This is a genomic window from Brevibacillus sp. SKDU10, from assembly GCF_001645205.1.
In the GTDB taxonomy this organism is placed as follows: Bacteria; Bacillota; Bacilli; order Brevibacillales; family Brevibacillaceae; genus Brevibacillus_B; species Brevibacillus_B halotolerans.
This window is the reverse complement of the sequence record NZ_LSSO01000208.1, coordinates 65944-91163: the sequence shown is the minus strand read 5'-3', so window position 1 is coordinate 91163 and position 25220 is coordinate 65944. Positions and strand designations below refer to the sequence as shown.

At 41.2% G+C, this 25220-nt stretch carries 30 protein-coding genes; 10 read left to right on the top strand and 20 right to left on the bottom strand.

Annotated elements, in window-relative coordinates:
* Window positions 1-25: 25 nt before the first annotated feature.
* From AYJ08_RS21610 to AYJ08_RS24170, 5 genes are all read right to left on the bottom strand, one after another.
* Window positions 26-619: a sulfite oxidase-like oxidoreductase gene (locus AYJ08_RS21610; protein ID WP_064019426.1), complete on the bottom strand. Its 594-nt coding sequence runs from the start codon at window positions 617-619 to the stop codon at window positions 26-28.
* A gap of 14 nt (window positions 620-633) precedes the next feature.
* Entirely contained in the window at window positions 634-1065 is a 432-nt protein-coding gene (locus AYJ08_RS21605) for a CoA-binding protein (protein WP_064019425.1), read from the bottom strand.
* Between the two features lie 31 nt (window positions 1066-1096).
* Window positions 1097-2593 carry a leucyl aminopeptidase gene (locus AYJ08_RS21600; RefSeq protein WP_064019424.1) on the bottom strand — a complete coding sequence of 499 codons (1497 nt, stop codon included), beginning with the start codon at window positions 2591-2593 and terminating at the stop codon, window positions 1097-1099.
* Between the two features lie 77 nt (window positions 2594-2670).
* Entirely contained in the window at window positions 2671-3075 is a 405-nt protein-coding gene (locus tag AYJ08_RS21595) for a DUF309 domain-containing protein (RefSeq protein ID WP_064019423.1), read from the bottom strand.
* 162 nt (window positions 3076-3237) lie between these two features.
* Window positions 3238-3378, bottom strand: a complete 141-nt coding sequence (locus AYJ08_RS24170) for a hypothetical protein (protein WP_018673480.1) — start codon at window positions 3376-3378, stop codon at window positions 3238-3240.
* Here AYJ08_RS24170 and AYJ08_RS21590 point away from each other — a divergent pair.
* Both AYJ08_RS21590 and AYJ08_RS21585 read left to right on the top strand, forming a co-directional pair.
* Window positions 3314-3787: a divergent PAP2 family protein gene (locus tag AYJ08_RS21590; protein ID WP_026315315.1), complete on the top strand. Its 474-nt coding sequence runs from the start codon at window positions 3314-3316 to the stop codon at window positions 3785-3787. The genes AYJ08_RS24170 and AYJ08_RS21590 overlap by 65 nt on opposite strands.
* Before the next feature lie 27 nt (window positions 3788-3814).
* Complete coding sequence (locus tag AYJ08_RS21585; RefSeq protein ID WP_064019422.1) at window positions 3815-4639, top strand: ABC transporter substrate-binding protein; 825 nt, start codon at window positions 3815-3817, stop codon at window positions 4637-4639.
* Between the two features lie 90 nt (window positions 4640-4729).
* On the opposite strand, the gene AYJ08_RS21580 is transcribed toward AYJ08_RS21585, so the two are convergent.
* The 6 genes from AYJ08_RS21580 to AYJ08_RS21560 all read right to left on the bottom strand — a co-directional run bounded on the left by AYJ08_RS21580 (window position 4730) and on the right by AYJ08_RS21560 (window position 8473).
* The gene (locus AYJ08_RS21580) at window positions 4730-5407 is read right to left on the bottom strand and encodes a 3D domain-containing protein (protein ID WP_064019421.1); all 678 of its coding nucleotides are present in this window, start codon (window positions 5405-5407) and stop codon (window positions 4730-4732) included.
* A gap of 110 nt (window positions 5408-5517) precedes the next feature.
* Window positions 5518-5799, bottom strand: coding sequence for a YuiB family protein (locus AYJ08_RS21575; RefSeq protein WP_031411474.1), 282 nt, complete (start codon window positions 5797-5799; stop codon window positions 5518-5520).
* Window positions 5800-6062: 263 nt separating this feature from the next.
* Window positions 6063-6212: a YuiA family protein gene (locus tag AYJ08_RS24165; RefSeq protein WP_003340833.1), complete on the bottom strand. Its 150-nt coding sequence runs from the start codon at window positions 6210-6212 to the stop codon at window positions 6063-6065.
* 193 nt (window positions 6213-6405) lie between these two features.
* Window positions 6406-6882, bottom strand: a complete 477-nt coding sequence (locus tag AYJ08_RS21570) for an NUDIX domain-containing protein (RefSeq protein ID WP_064019420.1) — start codon at window positions 6880-6882, stop codon at window positions 6406-6408.
* Between the two features lie 125 nt (window positions 6883-7007).
* A complete protein-coding gene (locus AYJ08_RS21565; protein WP_064019419.1) occupies window positions 7008-7262 on the bottom strand; it encodes a hypothetical protein in 255 nt (84 codons plus the stop codon).
* A gap of 11 nt (window positions 7263-7273) precedes the next feature.
* Window positions 7274-8473 (bottom strand): NAD(P)/FAD-dependent oxidoreductase, encoded by a 1200-nt coding sequence (locus AYJ08_RS21560; RefSeq protein WP_064019418.1) that lies wholly within the window; start codon window positions 8471-8473, stop codon window positions 7274-7276.
* A 387-nt stretch (window positions 8474-8860) separates the two neighbouring features.
* Between AYJ08_RS21560 and AYJ08_RS21555 the strand changes: the two genes are divergently transcribed.
* The 6 genes from AYJ08_RS21555 (at window position 8861) to AYJ08_RS21535 (ending at window position 13045) form a co-directional block, all read left to right on the top strand.
* On the top strand, window positions 8861-9865 hold the full coding sequence (locus tag AYJ08_RS21555; protein WP_082891054.1) for an NAD(P)/FAD-dependent oxidoreductase: 1005 nt from the start codon (window positions 8861-8863) through the stop codon (window positions 9863-9865).
* Between the two features lie 145 nt (window positions 9866-10010).
* Window positions 10011-10283, top strand: coding sequence for a hypothetical protein (locus tag AYJ08_RS23695; protein WP_138976941.1), 273 nt, complete (start codon window positions 10011-10013; stop codon window positions 10281-10283).
* Between the two features lie 257 nt (window positions 10284-10540).
* Window positions 10541-11206: a PspA/IM30 family protein gene (locus tag AYJ08_RS21550; protein WP_064019416.1), complete on the top strand. Its 666-nt coding sequence runs from the start codon at window positions 10541-10543 to the stop codon at window positions 11204-11206.
* 102 nt (window positions 11207-11308) lie between these two features.
* Entirely contained in the window at window positions 11309-11719 is a 411-nt protein-coding gene (locus AYJ08_RS21545) for a DUF350 domain-containing protein (RefSeq protein WP_022585707.1), read from the top strand.
* A 12-nt stretch (window positions 11720-11731) separates the two neighbouring features.
* Window positions 11732-12238 carry a DUF4178 domain-containing protein gene (locus AYJ08_RS21540; protein ID WP_064019415.1) on the top strand — a complete coding sequence of 169 codons (507 nt, stop codon included), beginning with the start codon at window positions 11732-11734 and terminating at the stop codon, window positions 12236-12238.
* A gap of 12 nt (window positions 12239-12250) precedes the next feature.
* Window positions 12251-13045 carry a DUF4247 domain-containing protein gene (locus AYJ08_RS21535; protein ID WP_064019414.1) on the top strand — a complete coding sequence of 265 codons (795 nt, stop codon included), beginning with the start codon at window positions 12251-12253 and terminating at the stop codon, window positions 13043-13045.
* 71 nt (window positions 13046-13116) lie between these two features.
* Here the strand turns inward: AYJ08_RS21535 and AYJ08_RS21530 are convergent, their stop codons facing one another.
* From AYJ08_RS21530 to AYJ08_RS21520, 3 genes are all read right to left on the bottom strand, one after another.
* The gene (locus AYJ08_RS21530; RefSeq protein ID WP_064019413.1) at window positions 13117-13860 is read right to left on the bottom strand and encodes a metallophosphoesterase family protein; all 744 of its coding nucleotides are present in this window, start codon (window positions 13858-13860) and stop codon (window positions 13117-13119) included.
* Between the two features lie 161 nt (window positions 13861-14021).
* Window positions 14022-14378: a HesB/IscA family protein gene (locus tag AYJ08_RS21525; RefSeq protein WP_031411486.1), complete on the bottom strand. Its 357-nt coding sequence runs from the start codon at window positions 14376-14378 to the stop codon at window positions 14022-14024.
* Between the two features lie 192 nt (window positions 14379-14570).
* On the bottom strand, window positions 14571-14786 hold the full coding sequence (locus AYJ08_RS21520) for an aspartyl-phosphate phosphatase Spo0E family protein (protein ID WP_003340846.1): 216 nt from the start codon (window positions 14784-14786) through the stop codon (window positions 14571-14573).
* A gap of 246 nt (window positions 14787-15032) precedes the next feature.
* Here AYJ08_RS21520 and mqnE point away from each other — a divergent pair, with 246 nt between their 5' ends.
* Window positions 15033-16136: an aminofutalosine synthase MqnE gene (gene mqnE, locus AYJ08_RS21515; RefSeq protein WP_064019412.1), complete on the top strand. Its 1104-nt coding sequence runs from the start codon at window positions 15033-15035 to the stop codon at window positions 16134-16136.
* A gap of 85 nt (window positions 16137-16221) precedes the next feature.
* Here the strand turns inward: mqnE and AYJ08_RS21510 are convergent, their stop codons facing one another.
* On the bottom strand, window positions 16222-16470 hold the full coding sequence (locus AYJ08_RS21510) for a YuzB family protein (protein WP_003334642.1): 249 nt from the start codon (window positions 16468-16470) through the stop codon (window positions 16222-16224).
* Window positions 16471-16663: 193 nt separating this feature from the next.
* Here AYJ08_RS21510 and AYJ08_RS21505 point away from each other — a divergent pair, with 193 nt between their 5' ends.
* On the top strand, window positions 16664-17731 hold the full coding sequence (locus tag AYJ08_RS21505) for an NAD(P)/FAD-dependent oxidoreductase (RefSeq protein ID WP_064019411.1): 1068 nt from the start codon (window positions 16664-16666) through the stop codon (window positions 17729-17731).
* Between the two features lie 204 nt (window positions 17732-17935).
* Here AYJ08_RS21505 and AYJ08_RS21500 read toward each other — a convergent pair whose 3' ends face one another.
* From AYJ08_RS21500 to AYJ08_RS21480, 5 genes are all read right to left on the bottom strand, one after another.
* Complete coding sequence (locus tag AYJ08_RS21500; RefSeq protein WP_064019410.1) at window positions 17936-20956, bottom strand: sensor domain-containing protein; 3021 nt, start codon at window positions 20954-20956, stop codon at window positions 17936-17938.
* A gap of 502 nt (window positions 20957-21458) precedes the next feature.
* On the bottom strand, window positions 21459-22544 hold the full coding sequence (locus AYJ08_RS21495) for a YheC/YheD family endospore coat-associated protein (RefSeq protein ID WP_064019409.1): 1086 nt from the start codon (window positions 22542-22544) through the stop codon (window positions 21459-21461).
* A 176-nt stretch (window positions 22545-22720) separates the two neighbouring features.
* A complete protein-coding gene (locus tag AYJ08_RS21490; RefSeq protein ID WP_064019408.1) occupies window positions 22721-23362 on the bottom strand; it encodes a hypothetical protein in 642 nt (213 codons plus the stop codon).
* 98 nt (window positions 23363-23460) lie between these two features.
* The gene (locus AYJ08_RS21485) at window positions 23461-23784 is read right to left on the bottom strand and encodes a YuzD family protein (RefSeq protein ID WP_064019407.1); all 324 of its coding nucleotides are present in this window, start codon (window positions 23782-23784) and stop codon (window positions 23461-23463) included.
* Window positions 23785-24085: 301 nt separating this feature from the next.
* Window positions 24086-25219, bottom strand: a complete 1134-nt coding sequence (locus AYJ08_RS21480; RefSeq protein WP_064019406.1) for a bifunctional cystathionine gamma-lyase/homocysteine desulfhydrase — start codon at window positions 25217-25219, stop codon at window positions 24086-24088.
* Window position 25220: the final 1 nt, after the last annotated feature.

Below are 25220 nucleotides of genomic sequence, written 5' to 3'. Positions count from 1 at the left end.
ACTATTTAGCCTCCCACTTTATATATTAGTCCCACGCGTATCTTTGCTCTTTGAAGGGGTCCCCGTACATATGATAGCCATTCTTCTCCCAAAACCCTGGCTTATCCTTGTCCAAAAACTCGATCCCTCGAACCCACTTTGCGCTTTTCCAAAAGTAAAGATGCGGGATAACAAACCGAAGCGGATATCCGTGGTCAGGTGTCAAATCCTCACCATTATGCTTAAACGCAAATAAGTTCCCTTTTGCCATAAAATCCTCCAATGGCATATTGGTTGTCCAGCCTTCTTCTGCATGGAGCATCACGTATTTGGCTTCTGGCTTAATGGTTACCAACTTCACTACTTCCTCTACCGGAACACCCTCCCAGACATTATCTAGCTTAGACCAGCCTGTCACGCAGTGGATGTCATTGCGTACTTCTCCTGCTGGCAGACCTTTAAATTCAGAGAAGCTTAGCGTCTTCTCTTCCTCTACTGCTCCAAAAATTCGAAAATCCCACTGACTCAAGTCTTTGTACTCTGGCACATTACCATAATGAAGCACAGGAAAGCCTGTCGTTACCTTTTGATTAGGTGGAACGCGATCATCTTTTGATCCGCGGCTTAATCCATAAAACACATCTCATCGCTCCTTTATTTGCGTACCAAAATGGCATGGTCTACCTTGATGCAATGGTCCATAACCGCTGTTATCCCTTGCTCTTCTACTAGCTGAGCTGCTTCTTCGTTATAAATTCCTTGCTGTAGCCAAAAGACCTTAGGCTTATGAGCCATCTTGATGGTATCTTCTGCAACAGGCAGAGTATCTTCACTGCGACGGAACACATTTACAATGTCAACCGGAGTTGTAATATCAGTAAGGGACGCAATCACTTTCTCACCCAACACGGTTTCCCCGGCAATAATCGGGTTAACGGGGATTACGTGATATCCTGCATGTTGCAAAGCCTCGGCAATCATATAGCTCGTGCGATCTGGCCGATTAGAGCAGCCTACTACTGCAATCGTTTTTGCCTCTTCTAAAATTGTTCTGCGCTCGTCATTGGTTGGATTTGTAAATGCCATCTTTTTTCACCTCGTTTATATTATGAACACCTTAGTTGGCGCGTTGTAACAAAAATTGAGCAATAGAGCGAACCATTGCACCCGTAGCACCTACTGGGCCTAACGGAGTCGTTTTGCTCTGAGAAGCAGTCCCGGCAATATCTAAATGCACCCATGGAGTCTCTTCAGCGAACTCTTGTAAAAATACGCCAGCGATAATGGCATGACCATATCTTCCACCCGAATTTTTTAGATCAGCAACATGGCTTTTATTTAATTCGCGATACTCTGGGAATGTTGGTAATTGCCACAAACGCTCTCCGCAGTATTCAGCAGCTTGGAACATTTCATTGGCTAATTGCTGATTATTCGTCATCAAACCTGTCGCAACGTGCCCTAGCGCAACTACAATTCCACCTGTTAACGTAGCGCAATCCACTAGGCAGGATACCCCTTGCTGCTTGGCATAGGTGATACAATCTGCTAATACCAAACGTCCTTCAGCATCCGTGGTGATAATCTCTACAGTTTTACCGCTCATCGTGGTTATGACATCGCCAGGCTTATATGCCGTTCCAGAAGGCATATTTTCCACGCAGCCAATGACCATCATGATATTAACGGCTGGCTGCAGGCGACCGATTGCTTCCATAGCCCCAATCATCGCTGCGCTTCCACCCATATCTGTTTTCATTTCTTCCATTCCAGCTACCGGTTTTATCGAAATACCACCTGTGTCAAAGGTTACCCCTTTTCCAATTAAACCAATGACATCTTCCCACTGCTCTTTCCCTTGGTATTTGATGACAACCACATACGGCAATTCGGCACTGCCCTGCGCGACAGATAAGACACCGCCCATGTTTAGCTCTTCCAGCTTATCTTTTGCCAGAAGCTCATAGCTCATTCCATAACGTTTTGCTACCTCAATGGCTCTACTTGCTAACTCATGTGGAGGCAAATAATTTCCAGGCTCATTCACTAACGTACGCGCTAGATTCGTTCCTGTACTAAATGCTTGAGCCAGTTGCAATCCTGTTTCTGCTTTCGCTTCTTGCTCCTGATGGACTACAATTTCCACGGTTTGAAAAGAAGGCTTGTTTTTCGGAATCGCTCGATAGCCCTCATATGCATAGGTTCCAAGTAAAAAAGCTTCACCTACAGCTTGGGTCAAGCGCTCTAGGCCTAGATTGGTTTGTTCTGTCAAGAGAATGGCAAGGCTTTTCTCAGATGCTTCCGTTTTGAGCTGCTGCACGGCTTTGGCAAACGCATCTCTTGCGGAGATAAAATCTAATTCAGCCATTTCTCCCATCCCGAGAAATACTAGTCGAGTGGCTGTCAATTGTCCTAGTGTATGCAGGATGGTTACTTTGCCCTTCTGATCACTAATCTCGCCTGTTTGTAGCATATGTGACAGTTGCTGATGGAATGTTGCATCTAGCTCGCTCCATTCCTGGGTATGTAGAGTCTGATTTTGATATACGGGCAGGATGAAATAATCTATTCGTTTTTCCAAATAAGAAGGATTTTTTGCTTCAATATGTATCAATGCTGTTCCCTCGTTTCTTGAATGTACACCCTATATCTTCCTATCACTTAGACTTGATATACGTGCCATTTTATTTGCTATTTATACTGTCCCTCGTCTTTATTCCCCTCCGTAATCAATTGAAATGTCTGATAGGGGAAATCCAGTTTTTCTACTTCATCATACGGAATCTTTTCAGAAGATGGCAAGGCTTGCAGACACTTCTCTAAATAGAGAAGCACCTCATCCACCGGCAAATCCCAATATTGTGGCGAATAAGCTCTTAGATATTTGTGGGCATTTGTAAACATCCACCGTGCCCCTTTTATATTTCCACATTCCAAATGATACAAGCCTACAGCCATTTGGAGCAAACCCTGTAAAAACTTATTGGTTTTTTGCTCCATCCAAATGTCCTCCAGCAGATCATGACAATCGTAAAATTCTCGTTGATTAAATTTCTTAAAGAATTGAAGATATTGCTCGGGATATCGCTCTTGCATCGTGCTCCCTCCCGTACCTTTTCCTTAAATCATATCATATATTGAGATATCCACATTGGCCCCTCCCTTATTGTGCAAGAATCTTCCTCTAGTTAGAGGTTATGAAGTTGTAAATAATATTTACAGGATAAATGCGCAATCTTTATTATCTATAAGAAAAAGTTAAGGAAGTATATATTCAGTTTCTGTTACAATAACATGTAGGATTAAGTCTATACGAAAGGAACGGAATATCTGCATGACCATCTTAGACAATTTCCCTTTGTGGTCGGCGCTTTTGGCGATTGGGTTGGCCCAATTCATCAAAATCCCCCTGAATTATCTGGCGACCCGCGAATGGAGTTGGCCACTGATGTTCAGCACGGGGGGCATGCCCAGTTCCCATTCCGCCGCCGTCACCGCACTTTCAACTGCTGTAGCCCTTGAAGAGGGTTTATCCAGCAATGCCTTTGCTATCTCAGCAATCATCGGCGTCATCGTGATGTTCGATGCAACTGGTGTTCGTCGCCATGCTGGCATGCAAGCTGTTGTGTTAAATAAGCTAGTAGAGGAATTTAACCATTTGCTTGAGGGGATGAAAACCTTCAAAGTACATCCACGCACAGAAAAAACAAAAAAGCTAAAAGAGCTTCTGGGTCATCAGCCAATCGAAGTGTTTATGGGTGGCTGGTTAGGTATTATTGTCTCGCTGTGCCTACGTCCATTCTGGTAAACATACTCACATGGGGAGGAAGTAGATGTGAGAATTATCTCGATTTGCCCAAGTAATACTGAAATTTTGTATGCTTTGGATGCAGGTGAACACGTTATCGCACTTGATGATCATTCCGATTGGCCTTTGGAATGGCAACACCTTCCGAAAGTCGGTCCAGACCTGAGCATTGATATGGATAAAGTCGAAGCTCTGCAACCTGATCTTGTAATAGCATCACTCAGTGTCCCCGGTATGGAGAAGAATATCGAAGAGTTAAAGAAACGCAATCTTCCTTATATTATCCTTAATCCTGCTCACGTCTTTGATATCGCAGATAATATTCGTGAGGTGGGTAGATCAATTCATCGGGTAGAAAAAGCTGAACAGGTAGCTGCACATTTTATGAAACGCATCGAGCAAATCCGCTTGCTAACCCAAAATGTAAGCAAGCGTCCCAGACTTTATTGGGAATGGTGGCCCAATCCAATTTATACACCTGGCCGTACAAACTGGCTAACCGATGTAAGTGAATTAGCAGGAGCCGCAAATGTGTTTGCTGATTACAATACTGATAATGTAAAATCCACCCGTGAGCAAGTAGCAGAGAGAAACCCTGATCATGTCATGGTCGTATGGTGTGGAATTGAAATCAAAAGAATAAAGACTTCTATGATTACAGATCGTCCAGAGTGGAAGCAGATGACAGCCATTCGCAATCATAACGTACATATTTTAGAAGAAGGACTATATTGTCGCCCCTCTCCGCGATTATTGGAAGGATTGGAACAGCTAGTAAACATCCTCCATCCTTCTCTAGGCGCTTCATTAGACTCACAGATAGCTACATCTTCTGCTCCACCAAAGCCATAGCTATCTCAATACAAACTTTTTAACATGAAACAGCCTATATTACATGAGAAAAAGACCTGGCACAATGAAATGCCTCAGGTCTTTTTCTTGTTAATTCGTAATTCTTGCAAATGCTTCTACACCATCTTTATTCAAGGCCTTCATCATTTCTTCGTTTACAAATCCTTTTCCACGATGGATAACAAAGACCTCTACTTCACGCTTACCCCACTGACTGTACACGTCATTTTTTGTATTGAAATACAAATCGAGCTTCTTACCACGGATCGCTCCACCCTTATCTGCAACTACGCCATACCCATAGCCAGGAACGTACAATACCGTCCCAAGCGGGAAAACTTGCAGATCAGCAGCAATCGTGGAGTATGTCCCGCGATGTACCTTTATACCAGAATACGTGATGCCATACGAGGGATGTCCTGGGCTTTTTCCAGTTGATTCCACACCTGCATAATAACCGGTAGCCACCACCCGTACCTTAGGATATTGGTTTAAAATAGCTGTTTCATCTGATTTATTTATTCTGTTTCCTAATTTTCTGTTCTGCGGTTGATCGTTCTTTTCGGTGTCCATATTTGTTTCTGTCATGGAGCTAGAAAGCACATATCTTTTTTTAATCATTTTGTAGCCTTCTTTTTTCTCGTGCAAACCAAGTGAACTGGTGGTGCCTCCTGCATCAATGATGGTAGAAGAATAGCCGTATGACGTAAGTCCAAGCAGGAATGCCATACTAATCGTGAGTAAACTCACAAAACGTACCCATTTCATCTTCTATTTGCCTCCTCTCATCATCTAGTCATTTCCAATAGCGAGAGAGGATATACATTATTTACTAGGACACAAAAACACCCCCTGATTACTCAAGGGGTGCTAACCAATTAAAACATCCGATATCCTTTTCTACGTAAGGTCTGAATCGTCCAGCCACTGGCAAAAGTCCCTACGATTCCAGCATACAACACAAGATAATCCCAAATAGATGGCGGTGTATCTTTTACAATAAGGGAAATGACTACATAACCAATTAGTCCAATAGTAAGAGCAAAAGGAAGCCAGGTCGTTCTTAAAAGCATATTTAAAATAAAACCGATGCCAAAGCCTAAAATACTAAATAACACAATAGAGATGATAAGTGTTATTGGATTTAATGCCATAAACATAGCAGGAGATACCTCCGAATTTGGTTTATATTCTGACTTTAGTGTATCCAAAAGTGCTTTAGCGGTCAATTGAACAACTTCCAAAGAAAATGCTTATCAAAACTCACAGCTTCTTATGTCCCGAAGAGGAGTAAATATAAATGATAGAAACGAAAAAAGTAGCCCTGCATCCTCTAATGCAGCGGGCTACTTCAAAATATATTCCATTCAATTTCCATTCATACTCTCTTCCATTCTACCTCTTATTTTTTGCTCTAATGCTCTTATGATTGGAGCGGTTGAAGTTCCTTATACAATTCGCTATTCATCCCATTGCCCTTGCAGCTTGGACAATTTTCTGTTCCGCCAACCGCTACGTGAAAATAGCCCTGACCGTTGCAATATGGACATGCTTCTTCAGTATGTTTCCTCATTGTTCCTCTCTCCATTTCGCATTCTATTATTTTCAGATAATTTAGTTTTTAAAATAATAACAGCATTTCTGCGTGATTTCCACCTTTATTTCCTTGGAAAAAGAATCAAAAAACCTGATGTAAGCGGAATCATCAGGTTTTTTCTGATTATTTCAGAGCGTATTTCAATAAAGCTCGGCATCTTGTACAGCATTTAGGTAAAAATTTTATAACTTGAATAACCAAATATAGGATCAGGTACATATGATTCTCCTACGAGATAGGATGACATCGTAGGAATATGAGGCAAGATAATCTGAATATACTCTGTCGCAAGCGGATCTGTAAGCAAGTCATTGATGGGCATAAAGGTAGCGATCTCAATCTCACCTTCCTGAGGCTGTGGATCACCTTCAACATAATCCATCAGAAATACAAGCATGTTATCGCTAATCTCCTTACGAATTACGCCTGTGCGCAAGGCTGCAACCTGACGTACACGTGCAACTATGCCTGTCTCCTCCAACACTTCTCGCACCGCTGCTTCGTCAACGGTTTCATTCGGTTCTACAAAACCAGCAGGAAAAGACCACTTTCCCTTTAATCCACCATATGTTTTCTTTACAACCAAAACTTCATTGCCTTTCACTACGATGCCACCAGCAGCAAGCCATACCTTAGATTCTCGCATTGTATCCTCCTATCTACTTCTTTCATGTAGTATACGCTATCCGTACAGCACAAAAAAACCCTCCTATCTCTATCAAAATCCCTAGAGACAGGAGGGCTTACCGTCTTTCCTATTACGAGCTAAGGTTATTCTTCCTCATGAATATCCAATAAACCATGGTCAATCATGTACCGCAAATTTTCCTGATCACGCTCTCGACCTTTTTCTTTTAAGCGTTCAATGCCCGGCATTATCAGACGATCCACTTCACTTTGAATGTGGTAGGACAAATCATAACGTTCTTGTTGCTCCAGATATGCCCCAATTTCCATAAGCGCATTATATCGGTCTAACTCTTCGCGTGTAAGAAGTCCTCTTACCTGTACACTAGCATGGCGCATTCGCTACTCTCCTAGAGACGAATTTTTTTCATGACCATTCCAATACCGCCGATTTTGTAAAGGTAACGAACATCACTACCTTTTTTCATCAATGCGGCAGATAAACCAAATAATTTTTTCTTATTAAAGATGATACCCATTCCCTCACCTTTACCAAGTGAAGCAAGAGTACCTTGTAAATTCGGTACAAAAGGTACCATTGTTAGTTTTTCGCCACGAACCAAAGCTTTTAGGTTGCGAGCTACGTTCTCGCCCTCTTGAATTGAAATTTGAGCTGTTGGAGGATATGGACGACCTTCAGCATTAAATATCAATGCGCAGTCACCCACGACAAATACATTCTCATAACCAGGAGCACGCATGAATTCATCTACTTTAACACGTCCGCGCATTACTTCAAAACCAGATTGTTCAACTACAGCATTTCCGCGAACTCCACCTGTCCAAATGACAGTTTTCGATTTAATTTCTTCACCTGTAGCCAAGATTACACCGTCTGGCGTGCATTGTTTGATAGGTGTATTGATCTTGAATTCTACACCTTTGCTGCTCAATAGATTCATTGCATAGTCAACTAGATCCTTATCAAATCCAGGCAATGCGGTTGGAGCTGCTTCAATGCTATATACTTTCACCAATGATGGGTCAATGTTATATTCACGGCAAAGCTCAGGGATGCGGTTTACCAATTCACCTGAGAACTCAATTCCAGTGAACCCTGCTCCGCCAACTACAAATGTCAAATAATCTGTACGTTCCGGTTCACTATTATAAGAAGCAAACATATATTCAATGTGTTCTTTAATCTTTTGAACCGCATTGATGCTGCGGATTGTAAGTGCATTTTCTTTAAGACCTTCGATACCAAATGTTTCTGGATCGCTGCCAAGACCAATAACCAAATAGTCGTATTCTAGCTCGGTTCCGTCTTCAAGCGTTACTTTTTGTTGCTCGCCAGAAATGTTAGAAACGGTACCTTTAATTACATTTACTTTATTTTTATCAATGATTTCATTTAGGAAAATTTGAGCTCGACTAGCTGGCATTGTACCTGCTGCTGGCTCATGAAGCCATGTAGTTAAATAGTGATAATCATGCTTGCTGACTAGAGTCACTTCTGCTTCGTTATGATTTAATTTTTTTTGCAATTCACAAGCGGTAGTAACGCCGCCATAACCTGCCCCCAGGATTAGAATCTTTGGTGTGCTCATGGATAAACTCCTTCCATCTCTCATTACAAATTTTAAATAATCATCTTGCATCATGTGTTTTTTTTCACGATAAAAGATAGTATTTATACTGTTCCCTGCATCATAAAAAATAATTGCAATAGTGGGTATCTAAAATAATTACAGTGAAAATTAAGCATGTCACAGTGAAAAAGATCAAATATCTGTGAAAAATTGCACATATTTCACCAACACAAACTAATAATAGAGACATTTTTCATGGTTTGCAAGTAGTTTTTGACACAAAATTGCCGAATTTGACTCTAAATTGTTGTTGATTCATACTTTCTCTTTTTTTTCAGGTGTTCGGCTGTATATAATAGGAAGTGGCTTAGCATTTTTATAGTGAATATGGAGGTGTATGGGACTTTGAGTTCATTAAAAAGAGATGAGCAGGTATACGATCTAACAATTATTGGTGGGGGTCCCGCTGGTTTGTTTACGGCTTTTTACGGCGGTATGCGTCAAGCGAGCGTGAAAATCATCGAAAGCATGCCACAATTAGGCGGACAATTAAGTGCGTTATACCCTGAAAAGTATATTTATGATGTAGCAGGATTTCCAAAAGTGCGGGCCCAAGAATTAGTAGATGGCCTTAAGCAACAAATCTCTCATTTTAACCCTACCATTTGCTTAGAGGAAAAGGTTGAAGATGTAGCAAAGCAAGCAGATGGAAGCTTACAAATTACTACAGACAAAGGGGTGCATTACTCAAAAGCTGTTATTATTACGGCTGGAGTCGGTGCGTTTGAACCTCGTCGTCTGGAGCATCCCGACTCCATGAGCTTTGAAAAAACAAATCTGCATTATTTTGTTACTGATTTAAACACCTTTAAAGATAAACGTGTTGTTCTATTTGGTGGTGGAGATTCCGCTGTTGATTGGGCAATGATGCTGGAGCCGATTGCGAAAGAAGTACATATCGTTCATCGTCGCGATAAATTCCGCGCACATGAGCATAGTGTAGAGAAAATGATGGCTTCTCGGGTGAATGTACTCACTCCTTATGAACTATCCTCCATTAAATCAGACCAAGGCAGAATCACGAGCCTTACGATTGAGCATAACATCAGCAAAGAGTTAACTGAAATCGAAGTGGATGATGTCATTGTGAACTTCGGCTTCATTTCATCCTTAGGACCTATTAAAAATTGGGGAATTCAGCTAGAGAAGAATTCCATTGTTGTAAACTCAAAAATGGAGACTAGTGTTCCAGGCATTTATGCGGCTGGCGATATTGCCACCTATCCAGGCAAAGTGAAGCTGATTGCAGTTGGGTTTGGTGAAGCTCCTACGGCTGTTAACAATGCGATTGCCTATATCAATCCAAATGCCAAGCTACAACCGGGTCACTCCTCCAGCATGAATTTATAAAACAGCTCCAAAAACCGCTTACCGATATAGACAGAACATTGTCAATTCACAAACTTCTTTTCACCCCCCTTCCCTTTTCATTAAGAAGGGGGTTTTTTGCATAACGTTTCTTCAGCTCGCACACTCTATTTCTAGGAGGTGCGATATGAACAGCTCCATATGTCCCATTTGCAATGGATTTCGGGAATTATTAGAACGCTGTCCCAATTGCCGTAGCTATTTTCAAGACAAAGGAAAACTCTCCGATTATCAAGGCGATTACAGTCCGTACGTCTCCATTGACGATAGTAAGAGATCAAACGGCTATGCCGATTTAATTCCTCAGCTCTGTTTACATATATGTAGCTGTACAGAGTGTGGATGCTCGAAAATAGTACCCGTTCAGGAGCAAAGCTTAGCTTCAATTCACTTAGAGTAGGCACACTCATATGAGTTTGTGCCTTTTTTTATGTTCTGCACTTCTTTTTTACCTTCCATTTCGAGTAAAATAAGAAAGGAACAGCGTGTAGGGGCTTCTTGTAAACGTCCCATCAGGCTTTGAGCAAATGAGAAACAAATTCTTTTTTCCTAAATGAAACTTCTCTCGACTACAGACGTAATACAGAGTATAAGCGCTAAATGCTAGGGCCTATGGGCCTAACTAATATGTTTGCTACTAACAAGGAGGAATGCTTTGTGTCATTCTTTAAACGTCTACGTGATTTAACCATGTCTAACTTGTATGCTCTAATTGAAAAAGCGGAAGATCCAATTAAAATGACTGACCAATATCTACGTGATATGCAGCAGGATTTAGAGGATGCTGAGAAAGCTGTAGCTGCTCAAATCGCTCTTGAAAAAAAATTCAAGCTGCTGTATGAGGAACAAGAAGCATTGGTTCAAAAGCGTGAGGAGCAAGCACACATTGCCGCTCAAGCTCAAAACATTGATCTTGCTCGTCGTGCATTAGAAGAGAAAAAATCAGCTACTGCAAAAATGGAAGAATACAAAGCGAGCTATGCAAAAAATAAAGAAGCCGCTGACAACCTGCGCTTGAAGCTAGAAGAAATGCGTAAGCAAGTGGTGGAATTGAAAAATAAACGTGAAACATTAGTGGCTCGCGTGAATGCAGCAAATGCTCAAAAAAATATCAACAAAAGCATGGCTGGATTTAACAGTGATACAGCGATGGCTGGCCTTAAGCGCATGGAAGATCGTGCCCTTCAACTAGAAGCTGAAGCAGAGGCAAGCGGGGAAATTTACAAAAAACAAACCTCGCTAGATGATGAAATTGCCCAATTGCATAAAGATAAAGCAGTAGAGGATGAACTAGCTGCGCTATTAAAAAAATACCAGGGGTAAACCGCTTTATGCGGCCCCCCTTTCTTCTTTCTGTTACTTATTCCACGTTTTTTCACTGGATATTACACGCATCATGCGTCAAAATGATAAAGGAGGTTTCGTATGCTCGGAGATTTGAATATTTTACGAATGATCGTCTGGACTGCCTCAGGCGCTCTCTTGCTATGCCTCTTGATGTGGATCGATACTCTATTCACCAAGTATAAGGACATGGAAGAGATTAAGCGGGGAAATGTAGCCGTCTCCACTCGCTTTATTATGAAACTGCTTGCTCAGGGCTATATATTATCGCAATCATTATCTTTATCTAACGATTTAATTCAGGGACTACTCGTATCAGTCGTATCTTTCGTGTTATTATTTGTTCTCGAAAAAATCGTTCAATTTAGCGTATACCAGATAGCAGGTCTTGACTTGAATAAAGGGACACAGGAAGGAAAAGTAGCCCATGCGCTTTTTTCTGGCTCTCTTCATGTTACCGGCGCCTTTATTATTACCGCTTGCCTGCTGTAGGAGGAAATGCATATGAGTTTTTTTCAACGTGTTAAAAATATCCTAAAAAAGCCTGAGCCTCCCCTTGTTGAAAAAAGTATTCTGACCGTGGGACCAGGCGATATTGTGGAAGTCTCATTCGTTACCTACCAAGTTGTAGGGCGCACTCGTAATCCGAAACGAAACGCAATTATGCTAACCTTACAGGATGGTAACGCCCTGCGTTATTTAAAAATTGAAGAACGCGAGAAAACCAGCTATGAATTGTATACCCCAATTGATGGTCGACTTGACTCTCCTGATGAGGTTCCTACTATAATCGAGTTAGATGACATTGAGTATCATTTGGAAGAGCAATACGATGGAAGAATGACGGCACAAGGAAAAACACCATTTTCTTCGGATGGTGAAGAATATGTCTGGGAATTCCAATCCGATAACCGCAAGCTATTGCGCATTGAATGGCAAGACGGACGCTTTATGTTGTATGAAGGAGAATTTATCATCCCCGCTGATGTAAAAGTACTCCGGGGAGTGTAGGAGGGAGGCCTCATGTGGCAAGCATTGTCAAAATTCTTAAAGACAACCCTCGTCCTCTCTCTGGTCGCCGGACTCTTAACTGGTTGCGCCGATCAGTCGGTTGGATCATCTTATCCACTAGAGAAGATTACGAAAAACGGGGCCGAATCATCGCGCATTTATCGCGCGACAGACAAAACGGTTCCTGAGGTTGCCAAGGAGCTGGCTGAAAAGCGACAGCCCAAGGAAATTTCCAAGGAAGATCTAGACCACATGTTTCTTATCTATTCCGATGAATGGTATCATCTGCAAAAGGATGAAGCTAATCCGAGCGATACCATCATTGAAGTAGATAGTAAGGAATTCGTTCAAAAAAATTATAATATGTCTTTCCTAGAAGGTTACTTCTTTGCCTCTGTTTTAGGTGATCTGTTTGATTCAATGAAATCCAAGGGTCAAGGTAACTATCGTGGCTATTCTAGTCGAGATATCTATAAATCAGGGACCGATTACCATACTCCCACAAAAGAAGACAAAAAGACATTTGCTCCTATTACTACAGAAGGCAAGGGCTCTATCCTACGCCGTTCCTCTGATAATAGTGGAAAATCGACTTCCTCTGACGGCAGTATTTTTAAGAAATCTGATGCTGACACAACGAAATCTAAGGGTAAAATCATCCGAGATTCTCAAAGCGACAGCGGAGGTAGTTCATGGTTTGGCAGCTCTTCGTCCTCCAAAAAGGACTCCTCCATGTTTGACCGCCCACGCACCAATTCTCCACCAAAGGTGAAAAAGGGATTTGGCAGCATTAAGCGGCGTCGATGATTGTCATCGCGGACAATAGATAGCTATAGCTTAAAAGGACCCAAAGAGGCATCCTCTCCTGGGTCCTTTTGTTATTCATCTGGTAATCCTCTGTAACGTCCCGTGCGCAATTCTTTTTTGTAAGCAGCTAGTTCTTCTTCTGGAAGCCCCTCATCAATCGCTACTTGAATAGCGATTTCTACATCATACGGAACACGTACAATTGACATTGAGAAACTGCTTGGTTGTCGCTTATGTAGTTCGCCCTCCAATATCATATAAGAAGGCTGTGTCATATCCAAAGGATTTCCAACACTTCCCGTATTACATAACGATTTTGCTTTTAATCCTTGAATAAATGCATGATGCACATCTCCGTAGATGACTACATCAGGTGTATGTTCTCCTTTTCCCGTTGCTTCCGTGTTATCGAACATAGCCAGACGCTCCTCCAACGGGGCAGTGAAACGAACACGATGGAAGACACTATCTGCAGAAGCGTGAAACAATCGAATCAATCTGCCACTCATCCAAAAATCATATGAAAAAGGCAGGGTATTCAGATAACGAATCCGCTCTTCTCCTAAGCGTCGTTGTTGCCAGACAAACGCCTCATCCTCTGTAGGATTTCCGATGAAGTCATCCCAGTTACCACGCACTGTAACGGAACACTTTTCTCTTATCATGTCGACCGCTTTTTCTGGTTCAGGTCCTTTTCCAGCCAAATCTCCTAAGCAATAAATCTCTTTAATTCCGCGCTTCTCTATGTCGTTTAGCACAGCTTCCAATGCTGGTATGTTTCCATGAATATCAGAGATTACGGCTATCCTTTCCACGTATTCTCCTCCCTCTTTTCACTCAAGTAACAGCTTCTTGATTCCATTCTCTCGTGTAGTAAAAAAATAAAGAGAAGCCTCTTGCTCATGTATGAATTCCCCTACACAAGACAAGAAGGCCTTCTCTCTGATTGCGGAGCTCGCTTGTTAGTACAAAGCACTTACTCGCATTTTTCAGCTTTTCCCGCGTAATCACGCGTACGGAATGAAGCACCACATCCACAAGAAGCAACGGCATTCGGATTCTCCATCGTAAATCCGCCGCCCATCATGGATTCCTTATAATCAATTACGAGTCCTTCAATATATTTATAGCTCTCGGCATCAACCGCTACTTTAAAACCCTCATACGTAAAAATCTGATCGCTCTCGCTCGTTGATTCATCCGTTCCCATGCCATACGAGAAGCCGCTGCATCCGCCTTCTCTCACGCCAACGCGCAAAAGGATATTGGGATTATTCTCTGCTTCCAGCAATTCACGAATTTTAGCACTTGCTTGAGGTGTGAAGTTGATCATGCTATTCCCTCCTCGATCAACAATTATAAAATCCTGTTTTTTTATTATAAAACAGCTTCCCTTAAGTATACAAAGAATTATATAGTGCAACAAGGTAACGATGCACTTCTCTAAGTAAGAATTTTCGAAAACAAAGTGAAATAAAAAGACAACGCCTGTAAGACGCCGTCCATGAAGTGTATAGTGCAAACCTCAAGCGAAATGGGTTCGATTCTCAAATATATGAAGGTGAAAAGGCTTATCATTGCAGAAGGTTACTTCTTTTTCCATTTGTAAAAGCTGATTGTGTAACAAATCAATTTCCCGGCTACAACGTAATACCTCTGGGTGATGTAACCCATATTGAGTTCCAATTTCTACCATCTGTTGGCGAAGGAGTTCCATTTTCTCGAGTAATTGTTCCCGCATTTTCTCTCCCCCCTCATGTAGCTATATCTCACATTTTACTTTAGAATAAAACCCTCTGCAAACAAAAGTCACTATTTGTTCTGTATATTTTGTACAATTTTGTGTGTTCTTGTCAAGTTTTTAACTTGTCACAGTAAAAACTTAGAAGGTTGTTGCATTTATCAAAGAAGCTTATAATAGAGATACTTTTAATTGATGGAACGATCATTGGATTGTGTATTATATAACTATTCAGGAGTTGAAAATATGTCCTTGCTAACAATGGCTTCGCAAGATAAAACGCTGGCATCGATTGCTGAAAAAGTCTTGCATCGAGAGCGTCTTACCATAGAAGACGGTCTAGCCCTTTATGAATCAGACGATGTGTTTAGTATTGCTCAACTAGCTAATTTGGTAAACGAGCGTATAAATGGAAATAGAGTTTACTTTGTTCAAAATATGTATATTAATCCGACCAATGTATGTGAAGCGAAATGCCGCTTTTGTGGTTTCCGCCGCGATCAGGATCAAGAGGGCGCTTACACGATGAGTTCAGAAGAATTGCTTCACTATGTAGGAACTCGTTTTAACGATGGCATTCGTGAGTTCCACATCGTTGGCGGTCATAACAATCATGTTCCTTTTGACTACTATGTCGACACACTTCGCACCTTAAAGAAGGCTTATCCAGATGTGGCACTCAAAGCTTATACCGGAGCAGAAATCGAATTTTTTAGCCGCATAGCCGGCATCAGCATGGAAGAAGTGCTAAAAGAATTGATGAATGCAGGTCTAGAGAGTTTGACAGGTGGCGGGGCCGAAATTTTAACGGAACGATACCGTCTTAAAATGAGTCCTGATAAAGCAAGCACAGACGATTGGTTGCTTGCACACCGTACAGCTCACGGACTGGGTATGCTGACACCATGTACAATGCTATACGGTTCCATCGAAACGAAAGAAGAGCGTTTAATTCATATGTCGCGTATCCGTGAATTACAGGACGAGACAAATGGATTCCAGGTCTTCATTCCTTTAGCTGTCCAACCAATGAAAGCTACAGCAGGTATTAGACGCCGTACTTCTGCGATGGACGACATCAAGACGATTGCGATTAGCCGCCTCATGGTAGATAATGTGGATCATATTAAAGCCTACTTTATTAATATCGGTACACAATTAACTCAGCTAGCTTTGCGTGCTGGCGCCTCAGACGCCCACGGTACCCTAGTAGAAGAACGTATCAGCCATGCTGCTGGTGCTTTATCTGACCAAGGGATCACCAAGGAAGACCTGATCTGGTTAATTAAAGGTGCAGGTAAAATTGCTATAGAACGCGACACGCACTATAACGTGATTAAAGAGTACTAATAAAAAAGAACGCTTGATTGAAGTTGGCCACTGAAGTGGACTTCTCAACAAGCGTTCTTCTTTTTAATGGACATCCCTCTCCCGATTATTGCCATTCCTGAACAAATTCCTGTATTTTTTCTTTAATTAATGTCAAAAGCGAATCCGTCGTTTCCGCTGTGATGAAATCTCCATTAACTAGTGCAAATGGCTGCATGTAGCATTCGCCACAGTGTCCTAAACAGCCATATTCCACCACATCCACATCCAAGTCAGGATCATTTTCTAGTGCATCCATGACTGTTTTGGTATAAGAAATGACATTGCTTGAACAAAATTCCACTAAAGCTTTCATGGGCCCCTCCTATTCAAAAATTATTGCAGTTATGTGAATATTGGAACTCGACCTAAACAGACGGTAGAGTTATAATGATTGGGGACGACTTCAAATTATATCATTTTCCTTATGCGTTTAAAAGTTTCTGTTGCACTTCCATTGTTTGAAATGGAACCGTTTTAAATATGGCATAGAAAGGATAAGACTTCCTATGAGACGACTAGTTATCTTAGGTGGTGGCTATGGGGGCCTACGCATCATCGAACACATACTTACCCCTGACTTGCCGGCAGATGTTTCGGTAACGCTAGTAGATCGCATGCCTTTTCACGGTTTAAAAACCGAATACTACGCGTTAGCAGCCGGAACAGAACCAGAAAGTAAAGTGCGAGTGCCCTTTCCAAGCGACCCACGCTTGCAGATTAAACACGGAGAAGTTATTGACATCAACCTAACTGAGCGCTTGATCCATTTTGAAAATGAAGAAGAATTAGAATACGATTGGCTCATTCTTGGATTGGGCTGTGAGGATCGTTATCATAATATTCCGGGAGCCGATCTATACACACACTCTATTCAAACATTGGGCTCTACTCGTCGCGCTTATGCAGCGATCAATAATATTAACCCCTATGGTTCAGTTACTGTAGTCGGCGGTGGTTTAAGCGGTGTAGAAATAGCTGCTGAATTACGTGAGAGCCGTCCAGATCTGACCATTCGTTTATTGGATCGTGGGCCAAGCATTTTAAGCCCTTTTCCGAAAAAATTGCAGGATTATGCTTCTGAATGGTTTATTAAAAATGACGTTGAACTCATTAATATGGCTAATGTAACCTGTGTTGAGGATGGTGTGGTTTATAACAACAATCAACCTATAGAAAGCAATGTCATCGTCTGGACAGCAGGTATTCAAGCCAATCGCATTGTACGTAATCTGCCTATTGAGCATGATAATAGCGGACGCGCAATCCTCAATCCTTATCATCAGATACCTGATTATACCAATGTGTACGTCGTGGGTGACAGCGCCAGCTTACCTTATGCCCCAAGCGCCCAGCTTGCCGAGATGCAAGGAGAACAAATCGCCATGGTATTAAAATGTGAGATGAAGGGCGAGGGTTATCCTAACGTAATGCCTGCTATTAAGCTAAAAGGAACACTAGGCTCTCTTGGCAAAAAAGAAGGTTTTGGCGTAATGGGCAAAATGTCGCTTGTAGGTCAAATGCCGCGTGTAATGAAAAGCGGTGTCCTTTGGATGTATAAAAACCATTTAGGTTAACTTAATTGAATGAATTTTGATACAACGACCGTTCTGATTTTTTAAAGGAGCGGTTGTTTGTTTCTCTGCTCAGCTTTAAACTCCATACTATAATATCAAAATATTTATACTATTACATTATATTAAATCGGCAAATTGCATCTTGAGGAAGTGAAAAAGAAAACCCGGATTATATACCGGGTTTGTCTATGATGACGTGCCTTGTTATTTGCTTACATTCTCCAATAAATTAGCAAATTCATTTGTATGAAGCGGAGGACTAAAATAAAATCCCTGCATCTCATAGCATTGCTTTTCCGTTAAGAAGCTCTTCTGTTCTTCTGTCTCTACTCCTTCCGCAATTACATTCAGCTTTAAACTCCTAGCTAATGCAATGATATAGGAAACAATCTCTGCATCATCAGGATCAACTGTAATGTCACGAATAAAGGAACGATCTATTTTAAGAGTATCCACGGGAAATTTCTTCAGATAGCTAAGGGAGGAATACCCTGTCCCAAAATCATCAATAGATAAATGAATGCCTAATTCCTTGAGCTCATGCAAGGTAGTAATGGCTGTCTCTACCTTATGCATAGTGACACCCTCTGTAATCTCCACCTCTAAATATTCCGGAGCAAGATTGGTTTCTTGCAAAACTTTGGCAATGGTTGCAACGAGGTTACGCTGTTGAAACTCAACAGGAGAAATATTAACAGCTACGCGTACTGGCTTTAATCCAGCTTGTTGCCATTTTTTATTCTGAATACATGCCGCTTTGAGAACATATTCATCCAACGTGACGATGAACCCCATCTCTTCGGCTAATGGAATAAAATCACCTGGTGAGATCAATCCTAGCTTAGGATGCTGCCATCGCACCAATGCCTCCATCCCAATTAACTCTCCTGAGCTTAAATCAAAACGGGGCTGGTATTGTAAAAAAAGCTCATTACGATCGATTGCATAACGTAAATCCTGCATGAGAGTCAGCTTCTGAAAAGCACTTTGCGTCATAGCAGGCGTATATAATTGATAAATATTTCCGCCCTTTTCTTTTGATCGGTATAAAGCTGCCTTGGCATTTTTCACTAATTCTAGCTGTGTGGTTCCGTCATTTGGGTACAAGCTAATGCCAATGCTGCAAGTCATTGTTAAGCTTTGACCTTCCATCTCAAAAGGGAGCGCAATCTTATCTAGTAGCTCTTGTGAGAGTTGAGCTACATCCTGAAGACTAGATATTTCCGGGAAAATGAATTGGAACTCGTCTCCTACCAAGCGGCAAAGGGTATCACCCTCACGCATATGATCAGCCAAACGAGCTGCGACTAATTGCAGTAGCCGATCTCCTGCCGCATGCCCCAATGTATCATTAAATACCTTAAAGCAATCCAAATCTAAAATGACCACAGCTAGCATACTCTCCGTGCGCTTTGCCTGAGAAATAGCTAGGAGTAGACGATCATCAAACAATACCCGATTTGGCAACCCTGTCAGCGAGTCGTAAAAAAGCTTTTGGCTCATCATCTCTTCGTGTTTTTTCCGATCTGTTAAATCCTTGAATATCCAAATTCTCCCGTAATAATGCTGTTGAGATGAATCAATCGGTCCCGAGTAGACCTCGTAGACTCGTCCATCATAAAAGCTTATCTCCACTGTGTCAGGTTGTAGCTTGTTCACTTGGGCAAGATTAAAAAGGGCTGTTGCCTGATGATTATTCTTAATTTGCGACAACATGTACGTGAGCCAATGATTGGCATTATTTTGTTGCTCCACGTGTTGAGGTATCTTCCACATTTCCCTGCATTTTCGATTGTAATGTACAATTTGATCCCATTCATTAACAATCAGCATACCGTCCATCATCGATTCGTGTGTCGCTCGCAAAATAGCATTATTTTTAATGAGTTGCTCTTCTGCCAATTTGCGTTCTAGCTCAGCAGTGGCTCTGGACGCAAATAAATGTAACATGGAATCAATTAATCCTGGATTGGTGATTGGCTTGCGGCTCATAACAGCAAGAATCCCCATTGGACTGCCATTAGAATCATATAAAAGCTGTCCCATTAGGGCTTCCACTTTAAAGAAACGAAGAGATTGATCGAGCGGATATATCTGCTGTACACCTTCTACCACACAGATTTTCCCAGATTTGATCACCTCTTCAGTAGGAGAATGAGCAATATCGTACTCGATGTTCTCTAAATAAGCTTGCTTATCACTTATGGATATCGTAACGGCACGACCTGGTTTACCCTTATGTAATGCTGCAATTAATGCGTAATCCACTTTCAAAACATCTATCAATGAGCGACTTAGATAGTGAAAAAACTCTTCCCCCATCTTATTTGTAATCCCCTGAGTCACTACGTGTAGCATTTCTTCAACTTGCTTTTGCTCAGTCACATCAGTTAAAAAACCAACAATTTCTGTTATTTTTGGATTATTTGTATCACAATTCTGAATGATTACTGGTTTCATATGTCCATAATACAGCCTGTTATCAAGTGAAACCTGAAAATCAACTGTTTCTTGCAAAAAGGCACGCTCTACATGACTTTTTATTATTTTTACCATGTTCGGTAGCATTACATCTTCAAGGGACCCCTCTTTTATGCCCGCTCCAAAACGCTTCGTAAGTGCTCCCTCAAATAATGTAACGGTAATTTGGTTATCTTCTCGTTTTTCAAAGGAAAACAGGACGTGAGGCAGAATCGATAAACTAGTTTTACATTTTTGTGCATACAGTTTCTTTTTCTGATCCACACGCTTTGACTGCGTAATATCTAACACTGTACCGACAATCTCGGCTACTTTATCGCCTTCCAAAAGGGGGGAGATTTGCGTAATATAAAAGCGTTCATTCTGCTCAAATTCAAACCACACGCAGCATCCAGAGAATGCTTCTTCAAATTTTTGCTGAACAAAGGGAGCTATATCAGGACGGAAAATTTCGGTAACAGTTTTCCCCTCTACATCCTTTGTTGTCACTCCTAAATCCTCTGCAACTTTACCTTCCGAAAAGGTGAGAACAAAAGAGCCATCCTCTTGTCGTTTACCTGCAAAAATTTGAGTTTGTAGTGTTTCAAAGATTCTTTTATGCTGCTGTGTTAGTTCCTGTAGCTTATTTTCCATTTGAGCTATACTTCTTTGTAAATTAGCAATTTGACTCTCCTGCTCTCCAATGGTGTGAAGACGCTCGTTGTTCCTCAATTGTTGCGGGGAATCATAATCTCTGTCAGACATGAGCTACCTCCTACCCTTACACCTTTTCCTATGAATGTGGATGTTATTCTATCCACTCAAATACTCCTCATTACCATTCAAACTATCTGTTTGATCTAGAGTAGACTTGCTCTATACATGCTGAAGGCTAGTAAAGATCGCATCAATAGCACTTTGATATTCGACTTTTTTCATATTAATTCCTGCCTTGTGTCCCAAAAAAACGGGTTTTTCTTCCTATATATTTATAAGTAAATGATATATTATTTATTATGTATATATTTCATTATAATGTTCTTTTCAGAAATATTTCACCCTTATGCCCGCTTATCTAGCAGGTAAGATTTTTGCTATCTCTGTCACCTTTACAACTTAAACAAAGCTACAGATGCTACCTACTGTTCTCACAATAAGTAGACTCCTGTAGCTGACTTGGCTCTTGAGCAGTTATCCCGTTCATTTTGCATTCTGACTTCTAAGTTCGTTTTGCTTCCGGTAACGTAATTTTTTACTTATTATCTTCTCAGAATTTTTTCTCCGTGTCAGCAAGCCACATGGCATAGGCTAAGGGATTACGCACTGCCTTTTTATACAGCTTAGCTTTTCCCATTCCTAAAAAGATATCGCGGCCCGGTTTTGGATTAACCTCTATTAGCCAAATTTTCCCTGACGTATCTATCCCGATATCCAAACCAAATTCTAACATTCGACCATACTTTTCCTCTAATTTCTGGACTGTATAATAAGCTAACTCATGACACTCCTGTAAAATTTTTTTACCTTTATCTTCACCAAATCTGTTGTTCATGAAGCTGGTAAAGTCAGTGGCCTTACCACCGTTATGCAGATTAGAGGTAGCACTGTTCAACAATCCAACCCTTACTCCTAAACCCGTAACACTCCATTGTCCCTGTTGATTTTTTTGAATTAATAAGCGCGTATCACTTGGCCTGTTGGGCAGTAATTCTAAATCTAAACCTTGTTGAACCATAAAATGACCGTTACGTATTCGTTCCTGACCCACCCACAGATTGACCCGCTCGACCAAAGCATCTCTAGATGTTACCTGCCATGTTTTACGTTGCAAATTCCTATTCCTGCCAACTAGTAAAAAACCACCGTTTTCTTTAGAAATTTTAAGAACACTGCGGCCACCTGTACCGTTACCGGGTTTTACATAGACTATCGCATAATTCTCTACGTAGTCCTGTAAGGCCTCTTTTGAATAAATTTCGGTTCGCGGCATCCATTTTCTCATGGTTTTGTCTGTCCATAGATATTTTGTTATATTCCATTTGTTAGAGAAAATGCTATTTGCATATAAAAAATGATGCTGGCGGCGAAAGGGTAAGTATCCTGGTTGCCTAGTTCGGCAACGATCTATGACTACGTCTGGCCAACTAAACCACTTGCTTCTCCAGCCGCCATGTTTATCCGGTACATATCCCCTGACTCGTCGTTGTTTTACCAATACATCACGATGGGAAAATAGAAATACTGATGCTCCTAGCTTTTTCCCCTGATGGATTAAATTCCGAAAGTATTTGGGTTCCTTAAACGTCGTTTTTTCTCTGCTTGTTAAAATTCCAATCAGTTTTTTATTAGCCATTCTCATCCACCTTTTTTATCCTTGCTATCTCCAGATTATGAATAGGCCAACACAGAAGTGAATTGAAACGTAACACAGTTTTGTCCGCTAGCAAAAGCACCGTGAATACAAAAAAACCTACCTTTGTTCCCAAAAGTAGACGGGCAAGGTAGGTTTTCTGTTCATTGATCAATTCTTTACCGGGTAGGAAAGATGTAAATCTCTGTATAGGTGTCAAAATACTGTAGGTCAAATGTTGCCGTTTCTGTTTTCCAGTGAGCAGAGTATGAGGAAGGAGCGCCTATTTCTTTACGTTGTTCTCCCTCGCCTAGGAGACTGGATATCTGTTTAATGAGATCATGCACCTTTGTGCTTTTCTCATAGGTTAAGGTAATTTGCATTACTTTGTTATTATTGATAATATATTGAGCTCTCGCTGGCTCCTTCCATTGAAACCACGTTTCCTTGTATTCAATAGCCGATAGGAATTTTCCATCCGCATTATAACCATAATCCTTTTTCCCTTCACCTTTTTCTGCAAATAATTGCTGTATTGTCATTCCAATTGCTTTACTAGGATCAATTGGCATTATATCTTTTTCCCATTGTTTTTCGATACCTTCTTGTTTCACAATAGGTGAGGGATTGCTTATGGATTGTGGTTTATCAGGCTGCTCTGGCTTTGCAGGATCATTTGGTATTTGGTTCGACATCTCTAAAGTTGTATCCTCTGCACCAACATTCGATAGCAACGCGGGATTGGTTAATGACCGATCACTACATCCGGTGACAAGCAAAAAGCCGAGGGTTAAAAGCCCTATCCATTTATGGTTTTTCATTCATCATCTTCTCTTTCTGTTATGATTGCATCTTTATCATAACGTTTTCCCTGTAAGGAAGTCTTTACAAAAAGGTTACACCTTATTTTTTCCATTTCCTAAACGCTTTCGATCGGTTGAACGCCTGCTTTTTCTAAAGCATCATACACCTGCTTTAGCTTTGGATTTCCTTCTCCGACAATTTCCCCGGAAATTACGACAAGTGGGTACCACAAATCTTCTTCTACAATTCTTTTTGCCCATAATTTATCCACTTCTGTCGTTGGGTGTAAGAAATCACAGTAGCGTACGACAAATTGATCCTGTACAAACTTTCTTCCAGCAGCCGCTTCTAGCCATACTGCTGTTTCTTTAGCTGAAGGTAGATTCACACAGCTTGCGCATAATTGCTCCGTTCCATATACCAAGATTTCTACGTTCATTTGAACCCCTCCGCTTCCCTATTTGTCTTCATTATATTGTTTTTAGTTTATAGCCGTCTATGTCGATTGAACATTCAAACCTTTCTCAAAAAATAACATTTCTAGCTTAATAAAAGCATGTACGACAGGGCGTACTATTTACATTCTTGTATTTTTATAGCATCTCTTAGAGTTTACTCGAACAAATACAATACCATGCATCTAGCCAAATTAAGAGTACTGTATAAGCGAAAAAAGCCAACCCAACATTTTTCGCTGTTTGGGTTGGCTTCTGATTTTATAAACTAACAACTATAATTTTTTACGATAAAGCTTGTTCCAGATCTTCCATTAAATCCTCTACATCCTCAATACCTACAGAGATACGAAGCAATCCATCTGTTATCCCTAGCTCTGCACGTCGTTCGGCAGGAATCGAGGCATGGGTCATACGAGCAGGTAATCCGATTAAGCTTTCAACTGCTCCTAAGGATTCAGCAAGAGTGAAGTACTTTAATTTAGATAAAACTTCTTCTGCACGTTTATCGCTGCCTACATCAAAAGAAATCATGCCGCCAAAGCCTCGTGCTTGTTTTTTCATTTGCTCATGGCCTGGATGAGATGCAAGGCCTGGATAAAGCACACGGCTGATCGAGGCTTGTTCTTGGAGCCACTTAGCTAATTGATTTGCGTTCTTCTCATGCTCCTCCATGCGGAGTCCCAGAGTCTTAGCTCCACGCAGCAATAACCATGAATCCTGAGGACCTAAAATTGCCCCAATGGCATTTTGCTGGAAGTGCAACTGTTCACCAAGCTCGGCTTCCTTCGTCACAACGATACCAGCTACTACGTCACTATGCCCGCCTAAATATTTCGTCGCGCTATGGAAGACAATATCGGCACCCAAATCCAATGGGTTCTGCCAATAAGGAGTCATAAAGGTATTATCTACTACGAGTAAAATCCCTTTAGACTTTGCAATAGCGGCTACCGCTCTTATGTTTGTTACGTTTAACAAAGGATTGGTAGGCGTTTCCATAATAATCATTCGAGTATTAGGACGTAATGCTTTTTCGACAGCAGCAAGGTCAGTCGTATCGACGTAGGTAGCCTCCAAGCCCAATTTTGAGAAAACGCGAGTAATTACGCGATAAGTACCACCGTAGACATCATCTCCAACAACAAGATGATCCCCTTGACTGCATAGGGACAGAATAGTGGATAGAGCTGCCATTCCCGAACCAAACGCTAATCCGCGTGCCCCACCTTCCAAGTCAGCCATGTAGGTTTCTAGTGCATGGCGTGTCGGATTACCTGTACGAGAATATTCATAGCCTTTATGAACGCCAATTCCTTCTTGTTTATAGGTACTCACCTGATAAATCGGTGTGGATACTGCTCCTGTATGAATATCTCCCTCAATACCACCGTGAATTAATCGAGTTTTCATTCTCATG

Bases quoted from the DNA above. Each gene is read 5' to 3' on its own strand.
- AYJ08_RS21605 (WP_064019425.1), bottom strand. From the start codon at position 1,065: ATGGCATTTACAAATCCAACCAATGACGAGCGCAGAACAATTTTAGAA.
- AYJ08_RS21595 (WP_064019423.1), bottom strand. From the start codon at position 3,075: ATGCAAGAGCGATATCCCGAGCAATATCTTCAATTCTTTAAGAAATTT.
- AYJ08_RS21590 (WP_026315315.1), top strand. From the start codon at position 3,314: ATGACCATCTTAGACAATTTCCCTTTGTGGTCGGCGCTTTTGGCGATT.
- AYJ08_RS24170 (WP_018673480.1), bottom strand. From the start codon at position 3,378: ATGAATTGGGCCAACCCAATCGCCAAAAGCGCCGACCACAAAGGGAAA.
- AYJ08_RS21580 (WP_064019421.1), bottom strand. From the start codon at position 5,407: ATGAAATGGGTACGTTTTGTGAGTTTACTCACGATTAGTATGGCATTC.
- AYJ08_RS21575 (WP_031411474.1), bottom strand. From the start codon at position 5,799: ATGTTTATGGCATTAAATCCAATAACACTTATCATCTCTATTGTGTTA.
- AYJ08_RS24165 (WP_003340833.1), bottom strand. From the start codon at position 6,212: ATGAGGAAACATACTGAAGAAGCATGTCCATATTGCAACGGTCAGGGC.
- AYJ08_RS21570 (WP_064019420.1), bottom strand. From the start codon at position 6,882: ATGCGAGAATCTAAGGTATGGCTTGCTGCTGGTGGCATCGTAGTGAAA.
- AYJ08_RS21565 (WP_064019419.1), bottom strand. From the start codon at position 7,262: ATGCGCCATGCTAGTGTACAGGTAAGAGGACTTCTTACACGCGAAGAG.
- AYJ08_RS21560 (WP_064019418.1), bottom strand. From the start codon at position 8,473: ATGAGCACACCAAAGATTCTAATCCTGGGGGCAGGTTATGGCGGCGTT.
- AYJ08_RS23695 (WP_138976941.1), top strand. From the start codon at position 10,011: ATGAACAGCTCCATATGTCCCATTTGCAATGGATTTCGGGAATTATTA.
- AYJ08_RS21545 (WP_022585707.1), top strand. From the start codon at position 11,309: ATGCTCGGAGATTTGAATATTTTACGAATGATCGTCTGGACTGCCTCA.
- AYJ08_RS21540 (WP_064019415.1), top strand. From the start codon at position 11,732: ATGAGTTTTTTTCAACGTGTTAAAAATATCCTAAAAAAGCCTGAGCCT.
- AYJ08_RS21535 (WP_064019414.1), top strand. From the start codon at position 12,251: ATGTGGCAAGCATTGTCAAAATTCTTAAAGACAACCCTCGTCCTCTCT.
- AYJ08_RS21525 (WP_031411486.1), bottom strand. From the start codon at position 14,378: ATGATCAACTTCACACCTCAAGCAAGTGCTAAAATTCGTGAATTGCTG.
- AYJ08_RS21520 (WP_003340846.1), bottom strand. From the start codon at position 14,786: ATGCGGGAACAATTACTCGAGAAAATGGAACTCCTTCGCCAACAGATG.
- mqnE (WP_064019412.1), top strand. From the start codon at position 15,033: ATGTCCTTGCTAACAATGGCTTCGCAAGATAAAACGCTGGCATCGATT.
- AYJ08_RS21510 (WP_003334642.1), bottom strand. From the start codon at position 16,470: ATGAAAGCTTTAGTGGAATTTTGTTCAAGCAATGTCATTTCTTATACC.
- AYJ08_RS21505 (WP_064019411.1), top strand. From the start codon at position 16,664: ATGAGACGACTAGTTATCTTAGGTGGTGGCTATGGGGGCCTACGCATC.
- AYJ08_RS21500 (WP_064019410.1), bottom strand. From the start codon at position 20,956: ATGTCTGACAGAGATTATGATTCCCCGCAACAATTGAGGAACAACGAG.
- AYJ08_RS21495 (WP_064019409.1), bottom strand. From the start codon at position 22,544: ATGGCTAATAAAAAACTGATTGGAATTTTAACAAGCAGAGAAAAAACG.
- AYJ08_RS21490 (WP_064019408.1), bottom strand. From the start codon at position 23,362: ATGAAAAACCATAAATGGATAGGGCTTTTAACCCTCGGCTTTTTGCTT.
- AYJ08_RS21485 (WP_064019407.1), bottom strand. From the start codon at position 23,784: ATGAACGTAGAAATCTTGGTATATGGAACGGAGCAATTATGCGCAAGC.
- AYJ08_RS21480 (WP_064019406.1), bottom strand. From the start codon at position 25,219: ATGAGAATGAAAACTCGATTAATTCACGGTGGTATTGAGGGAGATATT.